The 25,268-nt window shown below is 67.8% G+C and carries 20 protein-coding genes; 2 read left to right on the top strand and 18 right to left on the bottom strand.

Features of this window, described 5'->3' with window-relative positions; all coding sequences use genetic code 11:
- Positions 1-3: 3 nt before the first annotated feature.
- The 3 genes from EJP67_RS15785 to EJP67_RS15795 form a co-directional block, all read right to left on the bottom strand.
- Entirely contained in the window at positions 4-1,275 is a 1,272-nt protein-coding gene (locus EJP67_RS15785) for an Hsp70 family protein (protein ID WP_126022662.1), read from the bottom strand.
- Between the two features lie 2 nt (positions 1,276-1,277).
- Positions 1,278-2,825 (bottom strand): lysine--tRNA ligase, encoded by a 1,548-nt coding sequence (gene lysS, locus EJP67_RS15790; RefSeq protein WP_126022663.1) that lies wholly within the window; start codon positions 2,823-2,825, stop codon positions 1,278-1,280.
- 124 nt (positions 2,826-2,949) lie between these two features.
- Complete coding sequence (locus EJP67_RS15795; RefSeq protein ID WP_240650676.1) at positions 2,950-3,594, bottom strand: LON peptidase substrate-binding domain-containing protein; 645 nt, start codon at positions 3,592-3,594, stop codon at positions 2,950-2,952.
- Positions 3,595-3,643: 49 nt separating this feature from the next.
- On the opposite strand from EJP67_RS15795, the gene EJP67_RS15800 reads away from it, so the two are divergent.
- Positions 3,644-4,204: a YggT family protein gene (locus EJP67_RS15800; protein WP_126022930.1), complete on the top strand. Its 561-nt coding sequence runs from the start codon at positions 3,644-3,646 to the stop codon at positions 4,202-4,204.
- A 75-nt stretch (positions 4,205-4,279) separates the two neighbouring features.
- On the opposite strand, the gene accD is transcribed toward EJP67_RS15800, so the two are convergent.
- From accD to EJP67_RS15855, 11 genes are all read right to left on the bottom strand, one after another.
- The gene (accD, locus tag EJP67_RS15805; RefSeq protein ID WP_019654097.1) at positions 4,280-5,152 is read right to left on the bottom strand and encodes an acetyl-CoA carboxylase, carboxyltransferase subunit beta; all 873 of its coding nucleotides are present in this window, start codon (positions 5,150-5,152) and stop codon (positions 4,280-4,282) included.
- Positions 5,153-5,176: 24 nt separating this feature from the next.
- A complete protein-coding gene (gene trpA / locus EJP67_RS15810; protein WP_126022665.1) occupies positions 5,177-6,022 on the bottom strand; it encodes a tryptophan synthase subunit alpha in 846 nt (281 codons plus the stop codon).
- On the bottom strand, positions 6,022-7,308 hold the full coding sequence (trpB, locus tag EJP67_RS15815; protein ID WP_126022666.1) for a tryptophan synthase subunit beta: 1,287 nt from the start codon (positions 7,306-7,308) through the stop codon (positions 6,022-6,024). The genes trpA and trpB overlap by 1 nt, the downstream gene beginning before the upstream one ends.
- 48 nt (positions 7,309-7,356) lie before the next feature.
- Positions 7,357-8,058, bottom strand: coding sequence for a phosphoribosylanthranilate isomerase (locus tag EJP67_RS15820; RefSeq protein ID WP_126022667.1), 702 nt, complete (start codon positions 8,056-8,058; stop codon positions 7,357-7,359).
- Positions 8,055-8,867: a tRNA pseudouridine(38-40) synthase TruA gene (truA, locus tag EJP67_RS15825; protein ID WP_126022668.1), complete on the bottom strand. Its 813-nt coding sequence runs from the start codon at positions 8,865-8,867 to the stop codon at positions 8,055-8,057. The genes EJP67_RS15820 and truA overlap by 4 nt, the downstream gene beginning before the upstream one ends.
- A gap of 40 nt (positions 8,868-8,907) precedes the next feature.
- Positions 8,908-11,760 (bottom strand): FimV/HubP family polar landmark protein, encoded by a 2,853-nt coding sequence (locus tag EJP67_RS15830; RefSeq protein ID WP_126022669.1) that lies wholly within the window; start codon positions 11,758-11,760, stop codon positions 8,908-8,910.
- 167 nt (positions 11,761-11,927) lie between these two features.
- Positions 11,928-13,070: an aspartate-semialdehyde dehydrogenase gene (gene asd / locus EJP67_RS15835; protein ID WP_126022670.1), complete on the bottom strand. Its 1,143-nt coding sequence runs from the start codon at positions 13,068-13,070 to the stop codon at positions 11,928-11,930.
- A gap of 89 nt (positions 13,071-13,159) precedes the next feature.
- Positions 13,160-14,248 (bottom strand): 3-isopropylmalate dehydrogenase, encoded by a 1,089-nt coding sequence (gene leuB, locus EJP67_RS15840; RefSeq protein ID WP_126022671.1) that lies wholly within the window; start codon positions 14,246-14,248, stop codon positions 13,160-13,162.
- 52 nt (positions 14,249-14,300) lie between these two features.
- Positions 14,301-14,957: a 3-isopropylmalate dehydratase small subunit gene (leuD, locus tag EJP67_RS15845; RefSeq protein WP_126022672.1), complete on the bottom strand. Its 657-nt coding sequence runs from the start codon at positions 14,955-14,957 to the stop codon at positions 14,301-14,303.
- Positions 14,958-14,989: 32 nt separating this feature from the next.
- The gene (gene leuC / locus EJP67_RS15850) at positions 14,990-16,411 is read right to left on the bottom strand and encodes a 3-isopropylmalate dehydratase large subunit (protein WP_126022673.1); all 1,422 of its coding nucleotides are present in this window, start codon (positions 16,409-16,411) and stop codon (positions 14,990-14,992) included.
- 51 nt (positions 16,412-16,462) lie between these two features.
- Entirely contained in the window at positions 16,463-17,407 is a 945-nt protein-coding gene (locus EJP67_RS15855) for a LysR substrate-binding domain-containing protein (RefSeq protein ID WP_126022674.1), read from the bottom strand.
- A 281-nt stretch (positions 17,408-17,688) separates the two neighbouring features.
- Here EJP67_RS15855 and EJP67_RS15860 point away from each other — a divergent pair, with 281 nt between their 5' ends.
- Positions 17,689-21,678 (top strand): autotransporter outer membrane beta-barrel domain-containing protein, encoded by a 3,990-nt coding sequence (locus EJP67_RS15860; RefSeq protein WP_126022675.1) that lies wholly within the window; start codon positions 17,689-17,691, stop codon positions 21,676-21,678.
- 10 nt (positions 21,679-21,688) lie between these two features.
- Here the strand turns inward: EJP67_RS15860 and EJP67_RS15865 are convergent, their stop codons facing one another.
- The 4 genes from EJP67_RS15865 to EJP67_RS15880 form a co-directional block, all read right to left on the bottom strand.
- On the bottom strand, positions 21,689-22,768 hold the full coding sequence (locus tag EJP67_RS15865; RefSeq protein ID WP_420824270.1) for a purine-nucleoside phosphorylase: 1,080 nt from the start codon (positions 22,766-22,768) through the stop codon (positions 21,689-21,691).
- 110 nt (positions 22,769-22,878) lie between these two features.
- Entirely contained in the window at positions 22,879-24,189 is a 1,311-nt protein-coding gene (locus tag EJP67_RS15870; protein WP_126022676.1) for a citrate synthase, read from the bottom strand.
- A 24-nt stretch (positions 24,190-24,213) separates the two neighbouring features.
- Positions 24,214-24,528 (bottom strand): FAD assembly factor SdhE, encoded by a 315-nt coding sequence (locus tag EJP67_RS15875; RefSeq protein WP_126022677.1) that lies wholly within the window; start codon positions 24,526-24,528, stop codon positions 24,214-24,216.
- A 34-nt stretch (positions 24,529-24,562) separates the two neighbouring features.
- Positions 24,563-25,264, bottom strand: a complete 702-nt coding sequence (locus tag EJP67_RS15880) for a succinate dehydrogenase iron-sulfur subunit (RefSeq protein ID WP_081270662.1) — start codon at positions 25,262-25,264, stop codon at positions 24,563-24,565.
- Positions 25,265-25,268: the final 4 nt, after the last annotated feature.

A 25,268-nucleotide genomic window follows, 5' to 3' on the forward strand; every position in this document is an offset into this window, starting at 1 on the left:
AGCTCAGGCCCGGCGCTGCGTACTGGCCGCGCAGGCCAGCCCGGTGGCGACGCCGCCGAAGAGGTCGCCCTCGACCAGGTTCACGCCTGCGAAGCTCCTGCGCAGGGCGTTCTGGAAGGGGCGCAGCGCCGAGGAACCGCCGGTGAGGTAGATCGCGTCGAGGTCGTTGCTGCGCAGGCCCGCGCGCTTGACGCAGGCGTGGGCGCAGGCGACCACGCTTTCCAGCGGCGTGGCCAGTTGCTGGGCCATGTCGTCCGGAGTCAGAGATGCCGCCAGTCCGCGTTCGGCGCTGCCGAGGTCGATGGCGGTCGGGGCATCGCTCAGCGAGACCTCGATCTTGGCTGCTTCCACCGCGCTCGCGATGCGGTGGCCGTGCCGCTCTTCGAGCACGGTCATCAGCCGGTCGTGCAGGCGCGTGTCGCTGTAGCTGGTGCGCAGGTCCTTCGCCTGCCGCAGCGCCTTGGCGGCGTAGAGCCAGTTGATCAGGTGCCAGGACGACAGCTCGAAGAACACCTTGCTCGGCACTTCGCGCCCCTGCGGGCCGTGATGGCGGAAGCCGAACTGCGGCATCACCTGTTCGAGGTTCAGCCGCTGGTCGAAGTCGGTGCCGCCGATGTGCACGCCGCTGGTGGCCAGCACGTCGTCGCCGCGGTCCTCGCGCGCGGCGCGCTCGGGGCCGACGCGTACGACGGTGAAGTCGGAGGTGCCACCGCCGATGTCGACGATGAGCACGATCGACTCCCTGGCGACGCGCTGTTCGTAGTCGAAGGCGGCCGCGATGGGTTCGAGCTGGAACGAGATCTCGCGAAAGCCTGCGGCACGCGCGGCGACGCGCAGGCTTTCTTCCGCACGCTCGTCGCGCTTGGGGTCATCGTCCACGAAATGCACCGGGCGCCCGATCACCACGCGCTCCGGCATCTGGCCGAGCTCGCGGCCGGCGCGCACGGCCAGTTCGCGCAGGAAGCGCGCGATGATGTCCTCGAAGCTCACGAGGCCGTCGTAGATCGCCGTTTTCTCCTGCATCAGCGCGCTGCCGAGCAGGCTCTTGAGCGATCGCATCAGCCGGCCCTCGGTGCCCGAGAGGTACTGGCCGATGGCGTCGCGGCCGAAGTGCGTCGTGCGGTCTTCGGCGTTGAAGAAGATCGCGGTGGGAAGGGTGGTGGCCGAACCCTCGATGGGCAGAAGGCGGACTTCTCCGCCTACCCGGCAAGCGACAGCGGAATTGGAGGTGCCGAAGTCGATGCCGATCGTCGGCAACGACGACGGTGCCTTCACGATCAGGATTCCCTGCGCAGCGCCGGGAACAGGATCACGTCGCGGATGCTCGGCGAATCGGTCAGCAGCATCATCAGCCGGTCGATGCCGATGCCGCAGCCGCCGGTGGGCGGCATGCCGTACTCGAGGGCGCGCACGAAGTCGTGGTCGTAGTACATGGCTTCATCGTCGCCGCTGTCCTTGGCGGCCACCTGCGCGTTGAAGCGCGCGGCCTGGTCCTCGGCATCGTTCAGCTCGCTGAAGCCGTTGCCGAACTCGCGGCCGGTGATGTAGAGCTCGAAGCGCTCCGTTACCTCGGGGCGCTCGTCGTTGGCGCGCGCCAGCGGCGAGATCTCGGTCGGGTGCTCCATGATGAAGGTCGGCTGCCAGAGCTTCTCTTCGACGGTTTCCTCGAAGAACAGCACCTGCAGGCTGGCAAGGCTGCGCTGCGAGAGCTTGTCCTTCTCTTCGTTCATGCCGAGCTTGCGCAGCGCGGCGATGAGCCAGGCGCTGTCGTCGACGCCCTGCGCCACGCCTTCGGCCTCGGTGTACTTGAGGATCGCCTCGCGGATCGTCAGGCGCTCGAAGGGCTGGGTCAGGTCGACCGGCTTGCCCTGGTAGGTGAGCTGCTGCGTGCCCACGGCCTTGTCGGCGATGGTGCGGATCAGCGTCTCGGTGAAGTCCATCAGGTCGCGGTAGTTCCAGTAGGCCGCGTAGAACTCCATCATCGTGAACTCGGGGTTGTGCCGCACCGAGATGCCCTCGTTGCGGTAGCTCCGGTTGATCTCGAAGACGCGCTCGAAGCCGCCGACGATCAGGCGCTTGAGGTACAGCTCGGGCGCGATGCGCAGGAACATCTCCTGGTCGAGCGCGTTGTGGTGCGTCTTGAAGGGCTTGGCGTTGGCGCCGCCCGGGATCGGGTGGAGCATGGGCGTCTCGACTTCGAGGAAGTCGTTGGACACCATGAACTCGCGCAGCGCGCTCACCGCCTTGCTGCGCGCGGTGAAGCGCTTGCGGGCGGATTCGTCGGTGATCAGGTCGACGTAGCGCTGGCGGTACTTCTGCTCCTGGTCGGCCATGCCGTGGAACTTGTCGGGCAGCGGACGCAGGCTCTTGGTGAGCAGGCGCAGCTTCGTGACCTTGACCGACAGCTCGCCCGTCTTGGTCTTCATCAGCGTGCCTTCGGCGCCGAGGATGTCGCCCAGGTCCCAGCGCTTGAAGTCCGCGTACACGTCTTCTCCGACGGCATCGCGCGTCACGTAGAGCTGGATGCGGTCGGTGGCGTCCTGCAGCGTGGCGAAGCTGGCCTTGCCCATCACGCGCTTGAGCATCATCCGGCCGGCCACGCTCACGGAAACGGCCTGCGCCTCGAGGGCCTCGCCTTCTGTGGCGGCATGTGCCTCGACGAGGGCGGCGGCACGGTGGCCCGGCTTGAAGTCGTTCGGGAACGCAACGCCCTTGCCCTCGGCCTGCGCCGAGCGCAGCTGCGTGAGCTTTTCGCGGCGTTCTGCGATGAGCTGGTTTTCGTCGGCGGGAGCGGGAGGAGGCGAGGGGTTCTTTTGATCGGACATGGGAGGCGGATGACGCGCAACCGGGAGCGTGCGCGGGCCCGGCATTTTAGCCGATCGGATTTGAATAAAACCGGCCCGGAGCGCCCGTCGATCCTGCGCTATGTGCTATGAAAAATGGAGCGGCCTATTCAGTGATGCCGGTGCGTGCGAGCAGATCGCTGACCAGCTCCAGCCGCATCAGCGGGCTATCGAGCTCCATCAGCCTCTGGCGCAGCTCGAGCTGCATCGGCACCAGTTCGCACCATCGGTTGGCCACCCAGCCGCAATCGTCGAAGCAGTAGGGCTCGGCGATGGGCAGGCGCACCGCTCCGCCTTGGGCGCGCTTGCGCTCCTCCAGCGTGCCGACGAGGCGCTGCAGCGCGGTGGAGGTGTGCCGCAGGTCGTCGGGAATCTCCAGGGCGACGTCGTCGTTCACCGCTTCCACCTCGGCGACCCAGAGGCCGTGCTTCTGCAGCTCGTTGCTGCGGACGCGAAAGCGCTGAGTGCCCACGCACTCGATCTGCAGCAGGCCGCTTTGAGGAGACTCGAACTCGCGGATCATGGCCAGCGTGCCGATGGCCGCGAAGCTCTCGGCATCGGCGCCGGCCTTGCGCACCTCGCTGCCGCTGGTGAGGCTCACCACGCCGAAGGGCGCGTCGGCCTTGCGGCACTTGCCGATCATGTCGAGGTAGCGCACCTCGAAGATGCGCAGTGGAAGAAGGCCGCCGGGGAAGAGCACCGTACCGAGCGGAAACAATGGCAGTGAATGCAAAAGGGGTTGTGTCGTCATCGAAGAGCCTTGCGTGGCTATCATCGCATTCCCCTCACGGCCGCGCCTCATGCTCTACCAGATTCCCTCGTTCCTTCTCGACGTGATCGTCGGTCTGCTCGGCGGCGCCTGCCTGCTGCGCCTGTACATGCAGTACCACCGCGTGCCCTTCGGCAACCCGCTTGGGCGCTTCGTGTTCGCCATCACCGACTGGATCGTGCTGCCGCTGCGGCGCATCGTGCCTTCCGTGAAGCGCTGGGACCTGGCCAGCCTGATCGCGGCCTGGTTGCTGGTGATGCTGAAGTTCCTGCTGCTGTGGCTGCTGGTGGGCAACCTGGGGCGCATCGCGACCCTGCCGCTGGTGTCGCTGGTGGGGCTGATGCAGCTGGCCGTCTCGGGCCTGACGGCACTGCTGGTGGTCTACGCGGTGCTGTCGTGGATTCCGAATGCGTCGCCGATGCTGCTCGACCTGATCTCCCGCCTGGCCGAGCCGCTGGTGCGGCCGTTCCGCCGCTTCATTCCGTTGATCGGCGGGGTCGACCTGTCGCCGCTGGCCGCGATCGTCGTGCTGCAGGTGATCGCGATCGTGCTGGGCAACCTGCTGGTGTTTGCTTACCAGCTGACCTTCTGAACGCCTGAATTCCAAAGCAAAAGGGCCCGGATGCATCGGCATCCGGGCCCTTTTGTTATTGCGTCAGCGTTTCGCTCAGCTCACCGCATCGGCCGGCTGGCGCAGCAGCATCGCCAGCGTGTTGGCGATGGTCTTGCGCAGCTCGCGACGGTCGCTGATGAAGTCGATCGCGCCCTTGGTCTGCAGGAACTCGGCACGCTGGAAGCCTTCGGGCAGCGTCACGCGCACGGTCGATTCGATCACGCGCGGGCCGGCGAAGCCGATCAGCGCCTTCGGCTCGGCGATCACCACGTCGCCCACGAAGGCGAAGCCGGCCGACACGCCACCCATGGTCGGGTCGGTCAGAACGCTGATGTAGGGCAGGCCCTTCTTCGCCAGGCGCGTGAGCGCGGCGTTGGTCTTGGCCATCTGCATCAGCGAGAGCAGGCCTTCCTGCATGCGCGCGCCGCCGGTGGCGGTGAAGCAGATGAAGGGCACCTTCTGCTCGATGGCGGTCTCGACGCCGCGCACGAAGCGCTCGCCGACCACGCTGCCCATGGAGCCGCCCATGAACTCGAATTCGAAGCAGGCCACGACCACGCTGATGCTGTGCACCGAGCCGCCCATGACGACCAGCGCGTCGGTCTCGCCGGTGTTCTCCAGGGCTTCCTTCAGGCGCTCGGGGTACTTGCGGCTGTCCTTGAACTTCAGGGCGTCGACCGGCAGCACTTCCTGGCCGACTTCGTAGCGGCCCTCGGCGTCGAGGAAGGCGTCGAGCCGCGCGCGGGCGCCGATGCGGTGGTGGTGGCTGCAGCTGGGGCAGACGTTCTGGTTGTGCTCGAGGTCGGTCTTGTACAGAACGGTCTCGCAGGCGGGGCACTTGATCCACAGGCCCTCTGGCACCTGGCGGCGCTCGGACGGGTCGGTTTGGGCGATCTTGGCGGGTAGCAGTTTTTCAAGCCAGCTCATGGGGGCTCCTTGTGTTGGCGGTGATTATCGACCAGCCGCGTTCTTGGCCGTCGCGGCGGGCAGGGCGTCGAGCGCCTCGCGGATGCCCGCGAGGAATTCGCGCACCGCCGGCACGACCTTGTCGCGGGGCTGGTCCTCGATGAGTTGGATGATCTTCGTGCCGATCACGACCGCGTCGGCGGCCGAGCCGATGGCCTGCGCCGTGGCGGCGTCGCGGATGCCGAAGCCCACGCCCACCGGGATGCTCACGTGCTCGCGGATGCGCGGGATCATCCGGCCGACGGCCTCGGTGTCGAGGTGGCCGGCGCCGGTCACGCCCTTGAGCGACACGTAGTAGACGTAGCCGCTCGCGATGCGTGCGACCTGGGCCATGCGCTCGTCGGTGCTGGTGGGGGCCAGCAGGAAGATCAGGTCGATGCCGGCGGACTTCAGCTCGGCGGCGAAGGCCTCGCATTCCTCGGGCGGGTAGTCGACCACCAGCAGGCCATCGACCCCCGCGGCGGCCGCGTCGCGGATGAAGGCCTTCTTGCCGTGCACCAGGTCGTAGCGCTCGACCGGGTTGGCATAGCCCATCAGCACCACGGGCGTGGTCGTGTCGGTCTTGCGGAAGGCCGCGACGATGGCGAGCACCTGCTTCATGCCCACGCCCAGCGCCAGCGCGGCCTCGCCGGCCTTCTGGATCACGGGGCCGTCGGCCATCGGGTCGGAAAATGGCACGCCCAGCTCGATCACGTCGGCGCCGGCCTCGACCATGCCGTGCATCAACTCCGGCGTGATGTCGGCGAAGGGGAAGCCCGCGGTCACGTAAGGAATGAGGGCGCGGCGGCCGTCTTTCTTCAGGGCCTCGAAGGTGGCTGCAATGCGGCTCATCACTTGCCTCCCTTCACGCTCAGGCCGCGCATCGAGGGGCGGTCGTAGAAATCGACGCCCGACAGGTCGGCGACGGTGCCGATGTCCTTGTCGCCTCGGCCCGAAAGGTTCACCAGGATCGACTGGTCGGGGCGCATGGTCTTGGCGAGCTTCAGCGCATGGGCCACGGCATGGCTGGATTCGAGCGCGGGGATGATGCCCTCGGTGCGGCACAGGTAGTGGAAGGCGTCCAGCGCTTCGGTGTCGGTGACGCCGACGTACTCGGCGCGGCCGATGTCGGCCAGGTAGGCGTGTTCGGGGCCCACGCCTGGGTAGTCGAGGCCCGCGCTGATGCTGTGGGTCTCGGTGATCTGGCCGTCGTCGTTCTGCAGCAGGTAGGTGCGGTTGCCGTGCAGCACGCCGGGACTGCCGCGCAGGATGGAGGCCGAGTGCTTGCCGCTGTCGAGCCCTTCGCCCGCAGCCTCCACACCGATCAGGCGCGTGCCGGTGAACGGGATGTAGGGGTGGAAGATGCCCATGGCGTTGCTGCCGCCGCCCACGCAGGCGATCACCACGTCGGGCTGCTTGCCCTCCGCTTCGCCGGTGATGCCGTCGGCCGCGAGCATGGCCGGCATCTGCTCGATGCACTCGGTGCCGATCACGCTCTGGAAGTCGCGCACCATGGTCGGGTAGGGGTGCGGACCGGCGACGGTGCCGATGATGTAGAAGGTGTTCTCCACGTTCGTGACCCAGTCGCGCATCGCCTCGTTGAGCGCGTCCTTCAGCGTCTTGCTGCCCGACTCGACGGGCACCACGGTGGCGCCGAGCAGGTTCATGCGGTAGACGTTGGGGCTCTGGCGCTTCACGTCCTGGCTGCCCATGTACACCACGCACTCGAGGCCGTAGCGCGCGCAGATGGTGGCGGTGGCCACGCCGTGCTGGCCGGCGCCGGTCTCGGCGATGACGCGGGGCTTGCCCATGCGGCGCGCGAGCATCGCCTGGCCGATCACGTTGTTGATCTTGTGGGCGCCGGTGTGGTTGAGGTCTTCGCGCTTCAGGTAGATCTGCGCGCCGCCCATCTCGCGGCTGGTGCGCGCCGCGTGGTAGATGGGCGAGGGACGGCCGACGAAGTGCTTGAGCTCGTAGTGGAATTCCGCGAGGAAGGCCGGATCGTTCTTGAACTTCGCGTACGCATCGCGCAGTTCGTTGATCGCGTGGGTGAGCGTTTCGCTCGCGAAGGTGCCGCCGTAGTTGCCGAAGTGGCCGGTGGCGTCGGGTTGCTGGTAGTCCTGGAATTGGCTTTGCATGGTTCTCGATCGGTGGGCCGCAGCCCGACGAACGATCGGCTGCGGCGGCTAACTGGAGAAGGACGCGTCGGCAGCCCTGACTGCTGCGACGAACTGCCGGATCTTTCCGGCGTCCTTGAGGCCCTTGTTCCCGGGACCGTCGATTTCGACGCCCGAGCTCACATCAACGGACAGCGTCTTGCAGCGCGTCCGCAGGATGCGAATGCCATCGCTCACGTTTGCAGGTGTGAGCCCACCACTCAAGACGAGGTGAGCGTCGACGGCGGGTGGAAGAAGTGACCAATCGAATGCCTTGCCGCCACCGCCATAACCTTCGACATGCGCGTCGAGCAGGATGGCCTGGGCGTGGGAGTAATCGGACGCGTATTTTACGAGGTCGAAGCCGGCCCCGGCATCCCCCAGCGGAATGCGGGCGGCGCGCATGTAGCGGAAGCGCCCGCCGCCGGCGGCTTCCTCGCATTGCTGCGGCGTTTCTTCACCGTGGAATTGCGCGATCGAGCCCTTTACCTGGGCGAGTGATGCTATGACTTTGGGAGCATCCTCGTTCACGAACAGAAGCACGGGCGTGATGAACGGCGGCAGGCGCGAGGCCAGTTCGGCTGCACGCCCGGCGGTCACGGCACGGGGGCTCTTCGGATACAGCACGAAGCCGATGGCATCGGCTCCGGCTTCGATTGCCGCGTCGACGTCGGCTTCGCGGGTCAGGCCGCAGATCTTGATGCGGGTTCGGGACAGGGCAGGCGCGCTCATGGCGGGCCATCATACGGAGCGCGGCCGGCCTGCAGCGTGGCTTCGTCCGGCAGACCCCACTTGGCGTCGTACAACGGGCCCATGAAATACAGGCCGTCGGCCGAGAAGGTGGGCGCCGCCGCATCGCGGCTGCGCGCCGCGAGCACGTGCGAGATCCACTCGGGCCGCTCGTCGCCGCGGCCGACGCGCAGGAGGCTGCCCATCAGGTTGCGGATCATGTGGTGCAGGAACGCATCGGCCTCGAACTCGAAGTGCCAGCGGCAGCGTTCGCCATTGCCGATGCGCGTGATCTCGATGCGCCGCAAGTCCTTGACCGGCGAGCGTGCCTGGCAGGCGGAGGCGCGGAACGAACTGAAGTCGTGCTGGCCGATCAGCAGTGCCGCAGCCGCACGCATCGCGTCGCCATCGAGCAGATGCATCGACCAGCCGACACGGCCTGAATCGAGGCTGGGCCGCACCGGCGATTGGGAGAGCACGTAGACGTAGCGGCGCGCCAGGGCGCTGGCGCGGCAGTGGAATTCGTCCGGCACGGGGTGCGCCCACTGCACCGCGATGTCGTCAGGCAGGAAGCGGTTGGTACCCCGCATCCAGGAGAAGGGTTCGCGCCTGGCGGTGGTGTCGAAGTGCACCACCTGCATCAGCGCGTGGACGCCCGCGTCGGTGCGTCCGGCGCACAGCGTCCTGATGGGCTGCGCGGTGAACTTCGTGAGGGCCGCCTCGAGCTTGTCCTGCACCGTGCGGCCCGAGGGCTGGCTCTGCCAGCCGTCGTACGCTTGGCCGTTGTACCGGATGCCGAGCGCCAGCCTCACGAATTCAGGGGACCGAGGAAGAGCGGGCGGCGAGGCCCGATCAGCGCAGTTCCGCGAGCAGTTGACGGGCTTGCGACTTGAGGTCGCCGGCGCTTTCGGCTTCGACTTCCTCGACCAGCGAACGGGCGCCTTCGACGTCGCCGATGGCTTGCAGCTCACGGGCCAGCGACAGCTTGACCGCGTGCGGGCTGTCGTCGCCGTCGTCGTTGTGCGCGGCGGCGGCAGGAGCCGACGCGGGCTTGGCGGTCTCGGCCGGGCGCGATGCCGGCAGGCCGGCCAGCGCGCTCATGTCGAACTCGATGAAGCCCGAGTCGGCCGGCAGCGCATTGCGCAGCATCGCGGGACGGGTGTTGTCGGCGTCGCTCAGGCTCAGCGAACCGGGCAGCGTGTCGGCCGACAGTGCGCCGGGGGCGGTGTCGAAGTCGTTCTCGAGGTCGACCGGCGTCGTCGGAGCATGGCCGTTCGACAGCGGCGGCGCTGGGCGAGCCGTCGTCGGAGCAGGGGCGTAGGCCGACTTCGGCAGGCTGGCGCCGACCGGTGCGTGCTGCTGGGCAGCCGGTGCCGGAGCGGGTGCCGGCGGGGTGGTCAGGTCGAGGTCGAAGTCCAGCGGAGCGACCGAGGGCACGAAGGCGGGCGGTGCCACGGCCACCGGCGGCGAAACCACTGGAGCGGGCGCTGCCGGCTTGGCAGCTGCGGCCAGGGCGCCTGCGAAGGCGGCCGTTTCGGCGGCGCTGGCGCCACCGCTGCGCGGGGAGCCCGATTCGTACAGCGGGTTGCCCGGATCGAGGTCCTTGCCCATGTCGACGACGCGGGTCCAGTCGGAGCCCTGGCCGCCTGTCAGCTTGTGCACTTCGGTGGCGAGGCTCTCGTAGGCACGAACGTCGCGGCGCTTGGCGTGGATCTCGAGCAGCTTCAGGTGGATGGCCGTGCGGTCCGGGTTCAGGCGCAGCGCTTCGCGCAGGATTTCTTCGGCCTGCAGGTCGCGGCCGTAGGCCAGGTACACGTCGGCTTCGGCAACCGGGTCCACATCGCCTGCGTCGAGCTGGCTCGGCGAGTACGACAGCGACGAGACGGTGGAGTCGCCGCGATGCTTGGTGTCCACCGATTCGCCACCGCTGGCGCCGAAGAACGAATCCTTCGGAATGCGGCTTTCGAGGAACACGCTCTCGCTCATTTCCTCGCGGCGGCGGCCCAGCACGCGGTACAGCAGGAAGCCAACCAGCAGCGCGATCAGCGCGGCGCCCGCCAGCATCAGCGGGTTGTCCATCAGCTCTTCGAGGAAGGTGGGCTCCGGCGGCGGGGGCGGCGGAGCCGGCTTCTTCACAGCGGGCTTCGGTGCGGCGGCCACCGCGGCGCTTGCGGCTGCTGCAGCAGGGGTGGCGGTGGCATCGGCTGCCACCGGCGGCGTGGCGGCTGGTGCTGCTTCAGCCGGAGCGGCAACCGGAGCAGCAGGCGCTGCGGCCTGTGCCGTGGCTTCGGGCGTAGGTGCGGGGCTCGGAGCTGCCGCCGCTGCCGGGGCGGGCGCCGCAGCGGGTGCCGGCGCGGGAGGTGCGACCGGAGCTGCGGCGGCCGCAGCAGGTGCGGGGCTGGCGGCGGGGGGCGCGACCGTGGCGCTGGTATTGGGGGCCGGAACCGGAATGCCAGGCGTCGCCGGTGCCGGTGCGGCAGCGGCCGGCGCGGCGGCGGACGACCCTGTGCCGGTGCCCGTCGCTGCCTTGAGCTTGTTCAGCTCGTTGATGTTCTTCGACAGCTCCGCGACGCGGTTGCTGCTGTCCTGTGCCTGGCGGCTCTGCGCGACCTTCTCGTCGGCGGCGCGGCTGGCAGCGTTGCCTTGCGAGATCGTGAGCTTGTCGGGCGAACTGGCCGCCGCGTTGCGGTCCTCGACGTTCGCCTGAACCTTGCCCGCTGCCTTGCGGCTCGCGGCGGCCACGTTCGTGGTCGGTGCGTTGTCGGCCAGACGCTGACGGTAGGCGCCGAAGTCGCGGCTTTGTGCCGTGACCGTGCGGCGCGCCTCGGCCGGCGGCACGGCGGACGCCTCGGCGGCGCTCGGCAGGTCCAGCACGGCGCCTGCGCGCATGCGGTTGACGTTGCCACCGACGAAGGCGTCGGGGTTGGCCATCAGCAGCGCAACGAGCATCTGGTCGAGCGAGACGTCCGCGGGCTTGTAGGTGGCGGCGATCTTGCCGGCGGTGTCGCCGCGCTGCACCGTGACCTGCTCGCCGCCGCCGCTACGGGCTGGTGCGGCTGTGGCCGGGGCGGGAGCTGCCGCGGCGGGTGCGGTTGCGGCAGGCGCGGGAGCGGCGGACGGCGCCGTGGTCACCACGGGCGGGCGCTCGCGGCGCGCGCGCGCCGCGGGGGCTGCGCGCTCGACGGGAGTGCTGATCTGGGGAGAGATGGGTGTGGCCTGCGTGCTCGCCGCAGCCTGGCGGGTGGCCGGCGGATCGAGCAGCACGGTGTAGTCGCGCACGATGCGGCCGGATGCGCCGTTGGCTTCGAGCAGCAGGTCGATGAATGGGTCGTTCAGCGGGCGGCTGCCGCTCAGGCGCACCACGTACTGGCCGCCGGCCCGGCGCTGCAGCGTCGCCTTGACGTCGCTGAGTGCCGAGTTGTACGGCACGCCGGCGTTCTTGAATGCCTCGGCCGTGGCGATGTTGATCTTCAGGCCGTCCGCCTCGTTGGCGGCGATTTCGGTGACGTCGATCTCGGCACGCAAGGGTTCGCCGAGGGCCGACTGCACCTTCAGCTGCCCCAGCGTGAAGGCGCTGGCGTCGACGCTGGCGATGCCCATGGCCACGGCTGCCGCCGCGCCAAGAATGGAAAGGCGCCAACCGTTCGACGGCAGAGGCGGGCGAACGGCCGATGGGCTGGCCGCAGGCAACAGATGTCTTGTCATGCTGATAGGGGGCGGCTCAGGCCCGGAATTTGTAAGAGGACGTTAGCATCATCACTGGGCACTGACAAGGCAATGCGCTTGTTCTACCCAGTGCGCGCATACTTACGCACACATCTTGCGTTGCTTGAAGGCAACAATTCGTGTTTCAAAAGCCTGAGCAGCCCTCATCAGGCTTCGAGCAGGATGCGCAGCATGCGGCGCAGCGGCTCCGCGGCACCCCACAGCAACTGGTCGCCGATGGTGAAGGCGCCCACGTACTCCGGGCCCATCGCCAGCTTGCGGATGCGGCCGACCGGGATGTTCATGGTGCCCGTCACGGCCACCGGCGTCAGGTCCTTCACCGTGGCTTCGCGCGTGTTCGGCACGACCTTGGCCCACGGGTTGTCGGCGGCGATCATCGCCTCGATGTCGGCCACCGGCACGTCCTTCTTGAGCTTGAAGGTCAGGGCCTGGCTGTGGCAGCGCATGGCGCCGATGCGCACGCAGAAGCCGTCGACCGGCACGGCGGCGGTGCCGAAGCCCGCGCCCTGGCCGAGGATCTTGTTGGTCTCGGCGCCGCCCTTCCATTCTTCCTTGGACATGCCGTCGCCCAGGTCCTTGTCGATCCAGGGGATCAGCGAGCCGCCCAGCGGCGCGCCGAAGTTGGCCGTTTCTGCGGCGCTGAGCGTCTGCTGCTTGTGCAGCACCTTGCGGTCGATCTCGAGGATGGCCGACTTCGGGTCGTCCAGCAGGGCGCGCACTTCGGCGTTGAGGGTGCCGAACTGGGTCAGCAGCTCGCGCATGTGCTGCGCGCCGCCGCCCGAGGCTGCCTGATAGGTCATGCTGGTCATCCACTCGACCAGGCCGGCCTTGTAGAGGGCGCCAACGCCCATGAGCATGCAGCTCACCGTGCAGTTGCCGCCGATCCAGTTCTTGCCGCCCTTGGCGAGCGCGTTCTCGATCACCGGCAGGTTGACGGGGTCCAGCACGATGATCGCGTCGTCCTTCATGCGCAGGGTGGACGCGGCGTCGATCCAGTGGCCGTTCCAGCCGGCGGCGCGCAGCTTGGGGAACACCTCGCTGGTGTAGTCGCCGCCCTGGCAGGTAATGACGATGTCGCACTTCTTCAGTGCCTCGATGTCGTTCGCATCCTTCAGCGCGGTTTCGTTCTTGGCCATCGCCGGGGCCTTGCCGCCGGCGTTGGAGGTCGAGAAGAAGACCGGCTCGATGAGACCGAAGTCGCCTTCGGCCTGCATGCGGTCCATCAGGACCGAGCCGACCATGCCGCGCCAGCCCACGAGGCCGACCAGAGGTTGAGATGCGTTCGCCATTTCAGTTTGCCCTTATGAAAAAAAGAAAAGTTGTCTTTTTTGCGCCCGACTCGTCGAGCCGGGGAGGGGCGTGACGAAGCGGGCTGCGGTTAGCCGGTAATCGTCTTTTTGGTGATTGCTGCAACGACCGCGTCGCCCATCTCGCGGGTGCCGACGCGCTTGGTGCCTTCCGACCAGATGTCGCCCGTGCGCAGCCCGGAGGCGAGCACTTGCTTGACCGCCGACTCGATACGGTCGGCAGCTTCTGGCTGGTTGAGGGAGAAACGGAGCATCATGGCAGCGGACAGGATTGTAGCCAAAGGATTGGCAACCCCTTTGCCAGCAATGTCGGGGGCGCTGCCGTGGCTGGGCTCGTACAGGCCCTGGTTGCTCGAATTGAGCGATGCCGAGGGCAGCATGCCGATGGAGCCGGTGAGCATCGCGGCCTCGTCCGAGAGGATGTCGCCGAACATGTTGCCGGTGACCACCACGTCGAATTTCTTGGGTGCCTTCACGAGCTGCATGGCCGCGTTGTCGACCAGCATGTGGTCGAGTTCGACGTCCGGATATTCCTTCGCGATGTCGAGCATCACGTCTTTCCACAGCTGCGAGGTTTCCAGCACGTTGTTCTTGTCGACGCTGGTCACGCGCTTGCTGCGCTTGCGTGCCGCATCGAAGGCGACGCGGGCGATGCGCTCGATCTCGGGGCGCGAGTAGCGCATCGTGTCGAAGGCCTCTTCGGCGCCTGGGAAGTGCCCGTCCGTAGCGGTGCGGCGGCCGCGCGGCTGGCCGAAGTAGATGTCGCCGGTCAGCTCGCGGATGATGAGGATGTCCAGCCCGGCGATCAACTCGGGCTTCAGGCTCGAGGCGCCCACCAGCTCCTCGTAGCAGATGGCCGGGCGGAAGTTGGCGAACAGGCCCAGGTTCTTGCGCAGCCCCAGGATGGCCTGTTCGGGCCGCAGCGGCCGGTCGAGCTTGTCGTACTTCCAGTCGCCCACGGCGCCGAACAGCACCGCGTCGGCTTCCTTGGCGAGCTTGAGCGTCGATTCGGGCAGCGGGTGGCCGTGCGCCTCGTAGGCCGCGCCGCCGACCAGGGCCGACTCCGTCTCGAACTTCAGGTCGAGCACGTCGAGCACCTTGACGGCTTCCGCAACGATTTCGGTGCCGATGCCGTCACCCGGGAGAACTGCGATTTTCATTTTGTCTTCTGTTGAGGGAATGAATGGGAGCGCGCGAACAGGCTCGGGCGGCTCAGCTGTTGGCGAGCATCGTATGCGCAAGCCACGGCTTCTGCGCCAGGCGCTCGGCCTCGAAGGCCTTGATCTTGTCCTTGTGGCGCAGCGTGAGGCCGATGTCGTCCAGGCCGTTGAGCAGGCAGTACTTGCGGAAGGCCTGCACGTCGAACGCGAACTCCTGGCCGTCGGGCTTCACCACCACCTGGCGTTCCAGGTCGATGGTCAGCGTGTAGCCCGGGAAGGCGAAGGTCTCGTCGAAAAGCTGCGCCACTTGCGCTTCCGGCAGCACGATCGGCAGCAGGCCGTTCTTGAAGCTGTTGTTGAAGAAGATGTCGGCATAGCTCGGCGCGATGATCGCGCGGAAGCCGTACTGGTCGAGCGCCCACGGCGCGTGCTCGCGCGACGAGCCGCAGCCGAAGTTCTGGCGTGCCAGCAGGATCGACGCGTCGGCGTAGCGCGGCTGGTTCAGCACGAAGTCGGGGTTCGGCTTGCGGCTGGCCGGGTCCTGGCCGGGCAGGCCCGGGTCGAGGTAGCGCCACTCGTCGAACAGGTTCACGCCGAAGCCGGTCTTCTTGATCGACTTCAGGAACTGCTTGGGGATGATCGCGTCGGTGTCGACGTTCTCGCGGTCCATCGGGGCCACGAGGCCCTTGTGCACGGTGAATTGCTTCATGGGAGTCTCTTTTCTTCCTTCTTGCAGCTCGCTCAGGCGAACGTGCGGACGTCGACGAAATGGCCGTGCACCGCGGCGGCCGCTGCCATGGCCGGGCTCACGAGGTGGGTGCGCCCGCCCGCGCCCTGGCGGCCTTCGAAGTTGCGGTTGCTGGTGGAGGCGCAGCGCTCGCCGGGCTCCAGGCGATCGGCGTTCATGGCCAGGCACATCGAGCAGCCGGGCTCGCGCCATTCGAAGCCCGCGGCCTTGAAGATCTGGTCGAGGCCTTCGCGCTCGGCCTGTTCCTTCACCACGCCCGAGCCGGGCACGACCATCGCGAGCTTCACGTTCTTCGCGACCTTCTGGCCCAGCTTCTTCACCACGGCGGCGGCTTCGCGCATGTCCTCGATGCGGCTGTTGGTGCACGAGCCGATGAACACCTTGTCGATGAAGATGTCGTTCATGGCCTTGTTGGGCTCCAGGCCCATGTAGACCAGCGCGCGCTCGATGGCGCCGCGCTTGTTGGCATCTTTCTCCTTGTCGGGATCGGGCACGCGGCCGTTGATTTCGACCACCATCTCGGGCGAGGTGCCCCAGGTCACCTGCGGCTGGATCTGCGCGGCGTCGAGCTCGACCACGGCGTCGAACTTCGCGCCCGGGTCGGACTGCAGCGTGCGCCAGTAGGCCACGGCCTGGTCCCATTCGACGCCGGTGGGCGCGAGCGGACGGCCCTTGACGTAGTTGATGGTCTTCTCGTCGACCGCCACCAGGCCGGCGCGCGCACCGGCCTCGATGGCCATGTTGCACACCGTCATGCGGCCTTCCATGCTCAGGTCGCGAATGGCCGAGCCGGCGAACTCGATGGTGTAGCCCGTGCCGCCGGCGGTGCCGATCCTGCCGATGATGGCCAGCACGATGTCCTTGGCCGTGCAGCCCAGCGGCAGCTTGCCCTCGACCTTCACGAGCATGTTCCTGGCCTTCTTGCCCAGCAGCGTCTGCGTGGCCATCACGTGCTCGACCTCGCTCGTGCCGATGCCGTGCGCCAGCGCGCCGAACGCGCCGTGCGTGGAGGTGTGCGAGTCGCCGCACACGACGGTCATGCCCGGCAGCGTCGCGCCCGACTCGGGGCCGATCACGTGCACGATGCCTTGGCGCTTGCTCAGGAAGGGGAAGAACGCGGCCGCGCCGAACTCGGCGATGTTGTGGTCCAGCGTGGTGACCTGTTCCTTGCTGGTCGGGTCGGCAATGCCTTCGTAGCCGCGCTCCCAGCCGGTGGTGGGCGTGTTGTGGTCGGCGGTGGCCACCACCGAGCTGATGCGCCACAGCTTGCGGCCGGCCTCGCGCAGGCCTTCGAATGCCTGCGGGCTGGTCACTTCATGGACCAGGTGGCGGTCGATGTAGAGGATCGCGGTGCCGTCTTCCTCGGTGTGGACGACGTGTTCGTCCCAGATCTTGTCGTAGAGCGTGCGTGCCATGTCGGTCTCTTCTGTCTTTCGTGGGGAAATGGAATTGTCTGCCGTTGCGGCCTAGGCCGCGAGCTGTTCGCCGCCGTCCGCGGCTGCGTGCAGGTGGTTGACCAGCGAGCGTGCCGCCACGGGCAGGGTGGAGAAATCTCGTGCCACCAGCCTGATCTCGCGCGCGGCCCAGGCGTCGTGGAGCGCGACGCTCGCGAGGCCGTGGCCGATGCCGTTGCGCATGAGCTCGAAGGCGCGCTGCGGCATCACGCCGATGCCCAGGCCGTTCTCGATCATGCGGCACATGGCGTCGAGACCTGTCACGTGGATGCGCAGCTTGATGCTGCGGCCGGCGTCCAGCGCGGCCTCGTGCATCGCGACGTAGATGGAACTGTTGGTGTGCAGGCCGACGTGGTCGAAGTCGAGCGAGTCGACGAAGTCGATGCTGCCCCGCGACGCCAGCGCATGGCCCGTGGGCACGATCAGCGCGAGCCGGTCGTGCCGGTAGGAGAGGCTCTGCAGCTCGCCCGCGCCGCCGGCCACGTGGCACACGCCGAGGTCGGCCGCGCCTTCCTGCACCGCGCGGATCACCTCGCTGCTGAGGTGCTCCTCGAGGTCGATCTTGATGGCCTCGTGGGCGCGCGTGAACACGCCCAGGTCTTCGGGCAGGAACTGCACGATCGCCGAGATGTTGGCGTGCACCCGCACGTGGCCGCGCACCCCGTCGGCGTATTCGCTGAGCTCGCCCTGCATCTTCTCGAGGCTGTAGAGCACCGAGCGCGCGTGGTGCAGCAGGCTTTCGCCGGCGGGCGTGAGGTCGACGCCTCGCGCATGGCGGTAGAGCAGGGTGGTGCCGAGCGTGGCCTCGAGGTCCGACAGCCGCTTGCTGATGGCCGAGGCCGCAATGAATTCGCGCTCCGCCGCGCGCCCGATGCTGCCGAGTTCGCACACGGCCACGAACAGCTGCAGCGACGTGAGGTCGATGCGGCGGGCGAAGTTGCGTTCGGAGGTGCTCATGGGGGCTGCGGACATCGCGTTTTGCGATGAGAGAGCTATTTTCTCCCTGTTTCCAAGTGCCAGTCATCGTGATGTGAGATGGCCTCGGTGCCAAGCGACGACGGGACGACGGGCAACCCGCCTGGCCGGGCATGGACGCCTCGGGGCTTGCCGTGTCAGTAATTCGGCTATCACCTGATCCGGTGATTTTTACGGCCTACGAAAACGATACCCTCGCCCGCTTTGGATTGTTTGGTTACATTTCGACCTTTTTTGATTGCAATTCACAACGGAGGAGGGGCATGAACACCATTTACCGCAGCGTATGGAACGCTGCACTGGGCACCTGGGTCGCTGTTTCGGAGGTGTCGCGGCGGCGCGGGCGGCGCGCCTCTTCGGTCACTGCAGTCGTGGGCCTGCTGGCGCTGGCCAGCTTGCCGGCAGTCTCCTGGGCGCAGGCCAGCGGCGGGACTGCATTTATCGCGGGCGGGGGCACGGGCGGCCGGGGCGGCGCGGGAAATGGCAGCGGCGGAGTTGGCGGAAGCGTCGGCGAGTTCCCGGGCCTCGATGGAATTCCTCCGTCGGGTGGCAACGGAGGAAACGGCCGCGACGGAGCCGGCGGACCCGGCGGAACAGGCGGCGCGGTAGGGGCAACCAGCGTGACCGGATCGGTCACCGGGGGCTCGGGAACCAATGGCGCACCCGATCCGGATCCGGTCTACGGCGCGGGCGCCGGCGGTGGTGGCGGTGCAGCCGTGTACACGGCCGACACTGCCATCAACGTGGGAGGCGGCGTCATCCTGCGGGGCGGCAACGGCGGTGCCGGCGGCATCGCGCGCCTGGCCGGCGGCGGTGGCGGTGGCGGCGCGGGCCTGCAGTCCGTGGCGGCCGGCGTCTCCCTGGACAATGCGGGCCAGACGATCGGCGGCAACGGCGGCGCAGGCGCCATCGGCCAGTGGGCCGGCGGTGGCGGTGGCGGTGGCGACGGTATCGTGGTGCAAGGCAATGGCGCGACGGTCACCAACACCGGCACGGCCATCGGCGGGAACGGCGGGAATGGCGCCGTGGTCACCACCGGCGGCATGGTGGGCGGCGGCGGCGAAGGCGGTGCCGGCCTGGCGCTGGAGTCCAGTGGCAACTCGGTGCTCAATACCGGGGCACTGGTGGGAGGCGCGGGCGGCGCCGGCGGAAACAACACCGCCAACGGCATCGGAGGCGCAGGCCTGCGCATCCGCGGCAATGCGAACAGCATCGTCAACAGCGGCACCCTGATGGCCGGCATGAATGGCGACGGCATCACGCCCGGCGATGCGGTGCGGATCACCGGCAACGACAACCAGCTCGAACTGCGCGCCGGCTCCTCGATCACCGGCCTGCTCAGGGTGACATCCGGCACCGGCAACGTGCTGAGGCTGGCCGGCGACACGACCGACGGCACCACTGCGCTCAACTCGGCCACCTATAGCGGCTTCGCGCGCTACGAGAAGACCGGCGCCAGCACCTGGGCGCTGACCGGCATCAATACCGGCCTGACGCCATGGTTCGTGACCGGCGGGGCGCTCTCCATCGCCGACGACGGCGCGCTCGGCAACTCGAGCGGTGCGCTCACGCTCGACGGCGGCACGCTGAACGTCACCGGCGACACCACGGCCACCCGCGCCGTTTCGATCGGCGCGGGCGGCGGCACCTTCGACGTGGACCTGGTGCGCACGCTGACGCTGAATGGCGAAGTCTCCGGCGGTGGAGCGCTGCAGAAGACCGGCCGTGGCACGCTGGTGCTGGGTGCCGCCAACTCCTATACGGGCGGTACCACGGTGGCTGCCGGCAGCCTGGAGGCACTGGCGACCGGCGCGCTCGGCGCCGGGCCGGTGTCCGTGGCCGGCAACGCCTCACTGGTCTTCGGCAGCAAGGCTGATGCGGGCGGCCTGACCATCACCGCCGCCGCGCGCGGCCCCCTGCCGACGGACAACGCAGGCTTCGTGCAGTTCCGCGACAGCAGTTCCGCCGGCACCGCCCATCTCATCATGAACACAGGTGCATCGGCCGAGTTCAGGGACAACGCCTCCGCCGGCAGCGCCGTCATCGAGAACCATGGCGGCCTGACCAACATCCGGGGCAACGCGACGGCCGGCAACGCGCGCGTCACCAACTTCTCGGGCGGCCAGATCAACCTGCTGGACGACGCCAGTGCGGGCCAGGCGACCTTCGTCAACGAAAGCGGCGGCCTGATCGACATCTTCGACCGCGCGACCGCCGATCAGGCCTCGGTGGTCAACAACGCGGGCGGGCGCCTGCTCATCCGCTCGCTGACCACGGCGGGAATCTCCGTCGGCTCGCTGTCCGGCGCGGGCGACGTGAACCTCGGCGCCAAGGCGCTGACCACGGGCGGGCTGAACGGCAGCACCGAAGTCTCGGGCGTGATCTCAGGCACCGGCGGCTCGCTGGTGAAGGTGGGCACGGGCACGCTCACGCTCTCGGGCGCGAACACCTACACCGGCGGCACCGCGTTGCGGCAGGGGCGCCTGAACCTCGGCAACAGCCAGGCGCTGGGCACCGGCACGCTGTCGATGGACGACGACACGACGCTCGGCTTCAGTGCCGACGGGCTGACGATCGCCAACGCGATCCAGCTCACCGGCAGCACCGATCCGGTCATCGACACCGGCGCCTTCAACGCGACCCTGAGCGGCGCGATCAGCGGCGGCGGCTTCATCACGAAGGAGGGCTCGGGCACGCTGACGCTGTCCGGCGCCAACAACTACACCGGTGCCACCAACGTCGCGCAGGGCACGCTCAAGGCGGGCGCCGCCAATACCTTCAGCGCGGCCTCCGCCCACAGCGTGGCCTCGGGCGCCACGCTGGACCTTGCGGGCTTCAGCCAGACAGTGGCCTCGCTGGCCAACAGCGGCACCGTCTCGCTCGCGGGCGCGGCCGCCGGCACCACGCTCACCGTGACGGGCGCCTACGTCGGCAACGGCGGCGTGCTCAGGCTCGGCACCGTGCTCAACGGCACGGGGCCGTCCGACCGGCTGGTGCTCGATGGCGCCGCCGCCTCCGCCAGCGGCAGGACGACGGTGCAGGTCAGCAACCTCGGCGGGCTGGGCGCGCTCACCAGCGGCAACGGCATCGAGGTGGTCACCGCGAAGAACGGCGCCACCACCACGGCCCAGACCACCAAGGACGCCTTCAGCCTCGCCAACGGCCATGTGGATGCCGGTGCCTACGAGTACCGTCTCTATGCGGCTGACGCCAACGGCGCGGGCGAGAACTGGTATTTGCGTTCGAGCACCAATGTTTCTCCTGGCGCGCCGGCACCGGTCATCACCTACCGCGCCGAGGCTTCCCTCTATTCCGCGCTCCCCGGCCAACTGCGCCAGGGCAACCTCGCGATGCTCGGCGACCTGCGCAAGCGCGTGGGCGACGACGACGTCAAGGGCGGCGCGGCCACACCGGGCGCCTCGAGCCGCCGCGCCTGGGCGCGCGTGCTCTCCACCGACATCGACATCCAGCAGGGCGGCGCGGTATCGCCATCGAGCAAGGGCCGTCTCACCGGCTTCCAGGCCGGCACCGACTTGCTGGCCACACCGAACTGGCGCGCGGGCCTCTACGTCGGCCAGCTCGACGGCGATGCCAGCGTGAGAGGCTTCGCCAGCGGCATCCAGAACCTGGGCGTGGGGCGCAACGACCTGCGCAGCCAGTACCTGGGCGTGTACGGCACCTACACCAGCGACAGCGGCTTCTATGCCGACGCGGTGGTGCAGTCGGGCCGACACCGCTACACCGTCGAGCCGCTGGCGAGCCAGGGCATGAGCGGCAAGGGCAACAGCCTGCTGGGCTCCATCGAGGTGGGGCAGTCCTTCGCGCTGGGCGGCAGCGGCTGGCGCATCGAGCCGCAGCTGCAACTGATCCACCAGCACATGGACCTGGGCAACTCCGCCATCGTCGGCGCCGTCGTGCAGCCGCAGGCCGACAGCGGCTGGATCGCGCGTGCTGGCTTGCGGGTGAAGGGCGAGATCGCCACCGGCGCCGGCACACTGCAGCCGTACGGGCGCTTCAACGTCTACCGCACGTCGAGCGGCGCGGACATCGCCCGCTTCGTGAACGGAGCGACCACCACCGACATCGCAGCCCCGACCGGCGGCACGAGCACCGAACTCGCGGGCGGCTTCACGCTGGCCCTCGGCGAGTCGACGAGCCTGTACGGCGAAATCGGCAAGCTCTGGGCGAGCGGCGGCAACGCCAGGGTGAAGAGCTCGATCAACGGCTCGGTGGGCGTGCGCGTGAAGTGGTGACCGGCTGCGTTCAGTCGGCGGGTACCCCGGCGCGCCAGGCTGTCCAGTTGCCGACGATGGCATCGACCAGGGGACGGCCCGCGATCAGCAGGTTGGCGGTCGAGATCGGAAACCCGCCCGACTCGGCCGACAGCGAGGCATAGGCGGTCTGCCCCGGATGGGGCCGGTCGAAGTTCGAGGCGGTGCGCAGCACGGCCACGCGCTTCAAGTCCAGCAGACCTGCGCCGGCGCCCCGCTTCAAGGCCTCGTAGGTGGCGTTGTCCTCCTGTTGGGTGGTGCAGTACCTGCCCTGCCCGTCGGTCACGAGCGAGACCCAGCGCGTGGCCGTCTCGCCCAGGTACTTGCCATGCCAGTAGGTATCACCGGCTGCGGTGTCGCATTGCAGGACCGATGGCCGCGCCCTGGCCGTCGGCTGCGGATACCTTGCGCGATAGGCGCGCGCCTTGTCGCTGTCGGCCAGCGGCGCGTTGGCCGACAGCTTCAGCGCCTTCCGCAGCAGTTCCTCGTCGAGGCGAAAGACCTCGGTGCGGTACTCGAACTTGGGCTTGGCGTCCGGATCCTTCGCGCCGATGCCGAAGTAGCCGGTGCGCCAGGTCGACGGCATCTCGCGCGCGTCGATCTCGTGGGCGATGCCGAAGTCGACCAGGTACCGGGCCCACGTGGCCGAGCCGATGGTCGAGACGTTCGGGTCGACGCCCGCGATGCCGGCCACGAGGAAGTAGGTCTTCGAGAGATCGAACTTGCCGCTCAACACCAGCGCCGTGATCGATGCCGCCGCATTGGTGTGCCCCATGCCGGTGGTGACCTGGCACACCGAATCGGCGTTGCAGCGCATGAGCGGATCGTCGGCGGACAGGCCCGGCACCTTGATCTCCCGGTTGAGCTTCAGCGGTTCGTGCCAGACCTGCGCCTCGGGCTTGAACATGCTGATGATGAGCACCTTCACGGGTATCTGCTGTTGCCCGCCGGATGCCGCCGACGGTGCCACGGACCGGTTCGGGTCGCCCGCGCAGCCGAGGAGGGCCGCCGCGGCGAGGGCAATGCATGCCGCCCTTGAATACAAACTGGCTACGCGCCTGGAAGCTGCCATCTGCTTTCTCCTTTTTTCGTCGAACAACAGGAAGGAGACCGCAATTTACAGGCCAAAAAAAAGCTGCCCGAAGGCAGCTTCCTTTTCATGGCCGAGCCGGAGGGCGCGGATCAGCGAGCCGAGATCGGCTTCACGTCGCGCTTGGGCGAGCCTTCGAACAGCTGGCGCGGGCGGCCGATCTTGTACTCGGGGTCGCCGATCATTTCGTTCAGCTGGGCGATCCAGCCGACCGTGCGGGCCAGTGCGAAGATCGCGGTGAACAGCGGCACCGGGATGCCGATGGCGCGCTGCACGATGCCCGAGTAGAAGTCGACGTTCGGGTACAGCTTGCGCGACACGAAGTACTCGTCTTCCAGGGCGATCTTCTCGAGCTGCTTGGCCAGCGCGAACAGCGGGTCCTTTTCCAGGCCCAGCTCGGTCAGCACTTCGTTGCAGGTTTCCTGCATCAGCTTGGCGCGCGGGTCGTAGTTCTTGTACACGCGGTGGCCGAAGCCCATCAGCTTGACGTTCGAGTTCTTGTCCTTGACCTTCTTGATGAACTCGCCGATCTTCTCCACGCCACCTTCCTTCTGGATGTCGTAGAGCATGTTCAGCGCCGCTTCGTTGGCGCCGCCGTGGGCAGGGCCCCAGAGGCAGGCCACGCCGGCCGCGATGGCCGCGAAGGGGTTCGTGCCCGACGAGCCGCACAGGCGCACCGTCGAGGTCGAGGCGTTCTGCTCGTGGTCTGCGTGCAGGATGAAAATGCGGTCGAGCGCGCGCTCGAGCACCGGATTCACCTTGTATTCCTCGCACGGCGTGGCGAACATCATGTGCAGGAAGTTGCCTGCATAGCTGAGTTCGTTCTTCGGGTACATGTACGGCTGGCCGATCGTGTACTTGTAGGCCATGGCCACGAGCGTGGGCATCTTCGCGATCAGGCGGATCGCGGCGATCTCGCGATGCTCGGGATTGTTGATGTCCGTGCTGTCGTGATAGAAGGCCGACAGGGCGCCCACCAGGCCGGTCATGATGGCCATCGGGTGCGCGTCGCGGCGGAAGCCGCGCAGGAAGAACTGCATCTGCTCGTTGACCATCGTGTGGTTGGTCACGAGCTTCGTGAAGTTGGCCTTCTTGGCTGCGTCCGGCAGTTCACCGTACAGCAGCAGGTGGCAGGTCTCGAGGAAGTCGCAGTTGGTCGCGAGCTGCTCGATGGGGTAGCCGCGGTACAGCAGCTCGCCCTTGTCGCCATCGATGTACGTGATGGCCGACTGGCAGGCGGCGGTCGACATGAAGCCCGGGTCGTACGTGAACATGCCGGTCTGTGCGTACAGCTTGCGGATGTCGATCACGTCGGGGCCGACGGTGCCCTTGTAGATCGGCAGTTCGACGCTGTCGCCGCCGTTGCTGAACGACAGCGTGGCCTTGGTATCGGATGCTTTCATTTCGGTTTACTTTCAGAGGTGGATTCAGGACGAAGGAGAAATTGCAGGGCGCTGCGCGCCGTCGGTGCGCATGAGCTGCAGCAATGCGACCACCTCGGCCCCGGCCCATTCGGGCTCGGGCTCCTTTCTGCGAAGAAGGAGGTCGAGGAGGTCGTTGTCCGACAGGTCCATCAATGTCTCCATCGCTCCCGCCTGACCCACGGTCATGCGGGATTCGTGCCGCTCGAAGAAGCGGGCGATGAACAGGTCGTTCTCGAGCAGCCCGCGCCGGCAGCGCCATTTGAGCTTGCTCAGCGCGCGTTCGCTGAGCAGCTCCCGGGAGTCGGCGACGGGTTGCATGGTGACTTTCTGAAGAACTGCTGGACCGCGGGGCTCAGATGGCGCGACGCACCATCAATTCCTTGATCTTGCCGATGGCCTTGGTCGGGTTCAGGCTCTTGGGGCACACGTCCACGCAGTTCATGATCGTGTGGCAGCGGAAGAGGCGGTACGGGTCTTCCAGGTTGTCCAGGCGCTCGGCGGTGGCTTCGTCGCGGCTGTCGGCGATGAAGCGGTAGGCCTGCAGCAGGCCGGCGGGGCCGACGAACTTGTCGGGGTTCCACCAGAAGCTCGGGCAGCTCGTGGAGCAGCTCGCGCAAAGGATGCACTCGTACAGGCCGTTGAGCTCTTCACGCTCCTCGGGCGACTGCAGGCGTTCCTTCTCGGGCGGCACGCTGTCGTTCTGCAGGTAGGGCTTGATCGAGTTGTACTGCTTGAAGAACTGGGTCATGTCCACGATCAGGTCGCGGATGACGGGCAGGCCCGGCAGCGGCTTGAGCACCACGGTGCCCTTGAGCGTGTTCATGTTGGTCAGGCAGGCCAGACCGTTCTTGCCGTTGATGTTCATCGCATCGGAGCCGCAGACGCCTTCGCGGCACGAACGGCGGAACGACAGCGTCGGGTCTTGCGCCTTGAGCTTCATGAGCGCGTCGAGCAGCATGCGCTCGTGGCCGTCGAGTTCGATCTCGACCGTCTGCATGTAGGGCTTGGCGTCCTTGTCCGGGTCGTAGCGGTAAATCTGGAATGTGCGCTTCATCGTA

The sequence above is a fragment of the Variovorax guangxiensis genome (assembly GCF_003952165.1).
GTDB lineage: Bacteria > Pseudomonadota > Gammaproteobacteria > Burkholderiales > Burkholderiaceae_C > Variovorax > Variovorax guangxiensis.

What these genes read in the sequence shown, in the direction of transcription:
- trpB (WP_126022666.1), bottom strand. Translation starts at nt 7,308, where the DNA reads ATGCAAAGCCAATTCCAGGACTACCAGCAACCCGACGCCACCGGCCAC.
- accD (WP_019654097.1), bottom strand. Translation starts at nt 5,152, where the DNA reads ATGAGCTGGCTTGAAAAACTGCTACCCGCCAAGATCGCCCAAACCGAC.
- EJP67_RS15870 (WP_126022676.1), bottom strand. Translation starts at nt 24,189, where the DNA reads ATGAAAGCATCCGATACCAAGGCCACGCTGTCGTTCAGCAACGGCGGC.
- trpA (WP_126022665.1), bottom strand. Translation starts at nt 6,022, where the DNA reads ATGAGCCGCATTGCAGCCACCTTCGAGGCCCTGAAGAAAGACGGCCGC.
- EJP67_RS15860 (WP_126022675.1), top strand. Translation starts at nt 17,689, where the DNA reads ATGAACACCATTTACCGCAGCGTATGGAACGCTGCACTGGGCACCTGG.
- leuC (WP_126022673.1), bottom strand. Translation starts at nt 16,411, where the DNA reads ATGGCACGCACGCTCTACGACAAGATCTGGGACGAACACGTCGTCCAC.
- EJP67_RS15830 (WP_126022669.1), bottom strand. Translation starts at nt 11,760, where the DNA reads ATGACAAGACATCTGTTGCCTGCGGCCAGCCCATCGGCCGTTCGCCCG.
- EJP67_RS15855 (WP_126022674.1), bottom strand. Translation starts at nt 17,407, where the DNA reads ATGAGCACCTCCGAACGCAACTTCGCCCGCCGCATCGACCTCACGTCG.
- EJP67_RS15865 (WP_420824270.1), bottom strand. Translation starts at nt 22,768, where the DNA reads ATGGCAGCTTCCAGGCGCGTAGCCAGTTTGTATTCAAGGGCGGCATGC.
- leuB (WP_126022671.1), bottom strand. Translation starts at nt 14,248, where the DNA reads ATGAAAATCGCAGTTCTCCCGGGTGACGGCATCGGCACCGAAATCGTT.
- EJP67_RS15800 (WP_126022930.1), top strand. Translation starts at nt 3,644, where the DNA reads ATGCTCTACCAGATTCCCTCGTTCCTTCTCGACGTGATCGTCGGTCTG.
- leuD (WP_126022672.1), bottom strand. Translation starts at nt 14,957, where the DNA reads ATGAAGCAATTCACCGTGCACAAGGGCCTCGTGGCCCCGATGGACCGC.
- lysS (WP_126022663.1), bottom strand. Translation starts at nt 2,825, where the DNA reads ATGTCCGATCAAAAGAACCCCTCGCCTCCTCCCGCTCCCGCCGACGAA.
- asd (WP_126022670.1), bottom strand. Translation starts at nt 13,070, where the DNA reads ATGGCGAACGCATCTCAACCTCTGGTCGGCCTCGTGGGCTGGCGCGGC.
- EJP67_RS15820 (WP_126022667.1), bottom strand. Translation starts at nt 8,058, where the DNA reads ATGAGCGCGCCTGCCCTGTCCCGAACCCGCATCAAGATCTGCGGCCTG.
- EJP67_RS15795 (WP_240650676.1), bottom strand. Translation starts at nt 3,594, where the DNA reads ATGACGACACAACCCCTTTTGCATTCACTGCCATTGTTTCCGCTCGGT.
- EJP67_RS15875 (WP_126022677.1), bottom strand. Translation starts at nt 24,528, where the DNA reads ATGCAACCCGTCGCCGACTCCCGGGAGCTGCTCAGCGAACGCGCGCTG.
- EJP67_RS15880 (WP_081270662.1), bottom strand. Translation starts at nt 25,264, where the DNA reads ATGAAGCGCACATTCCAGATTTACCGCTACGACCCGGACAAGGACGCC.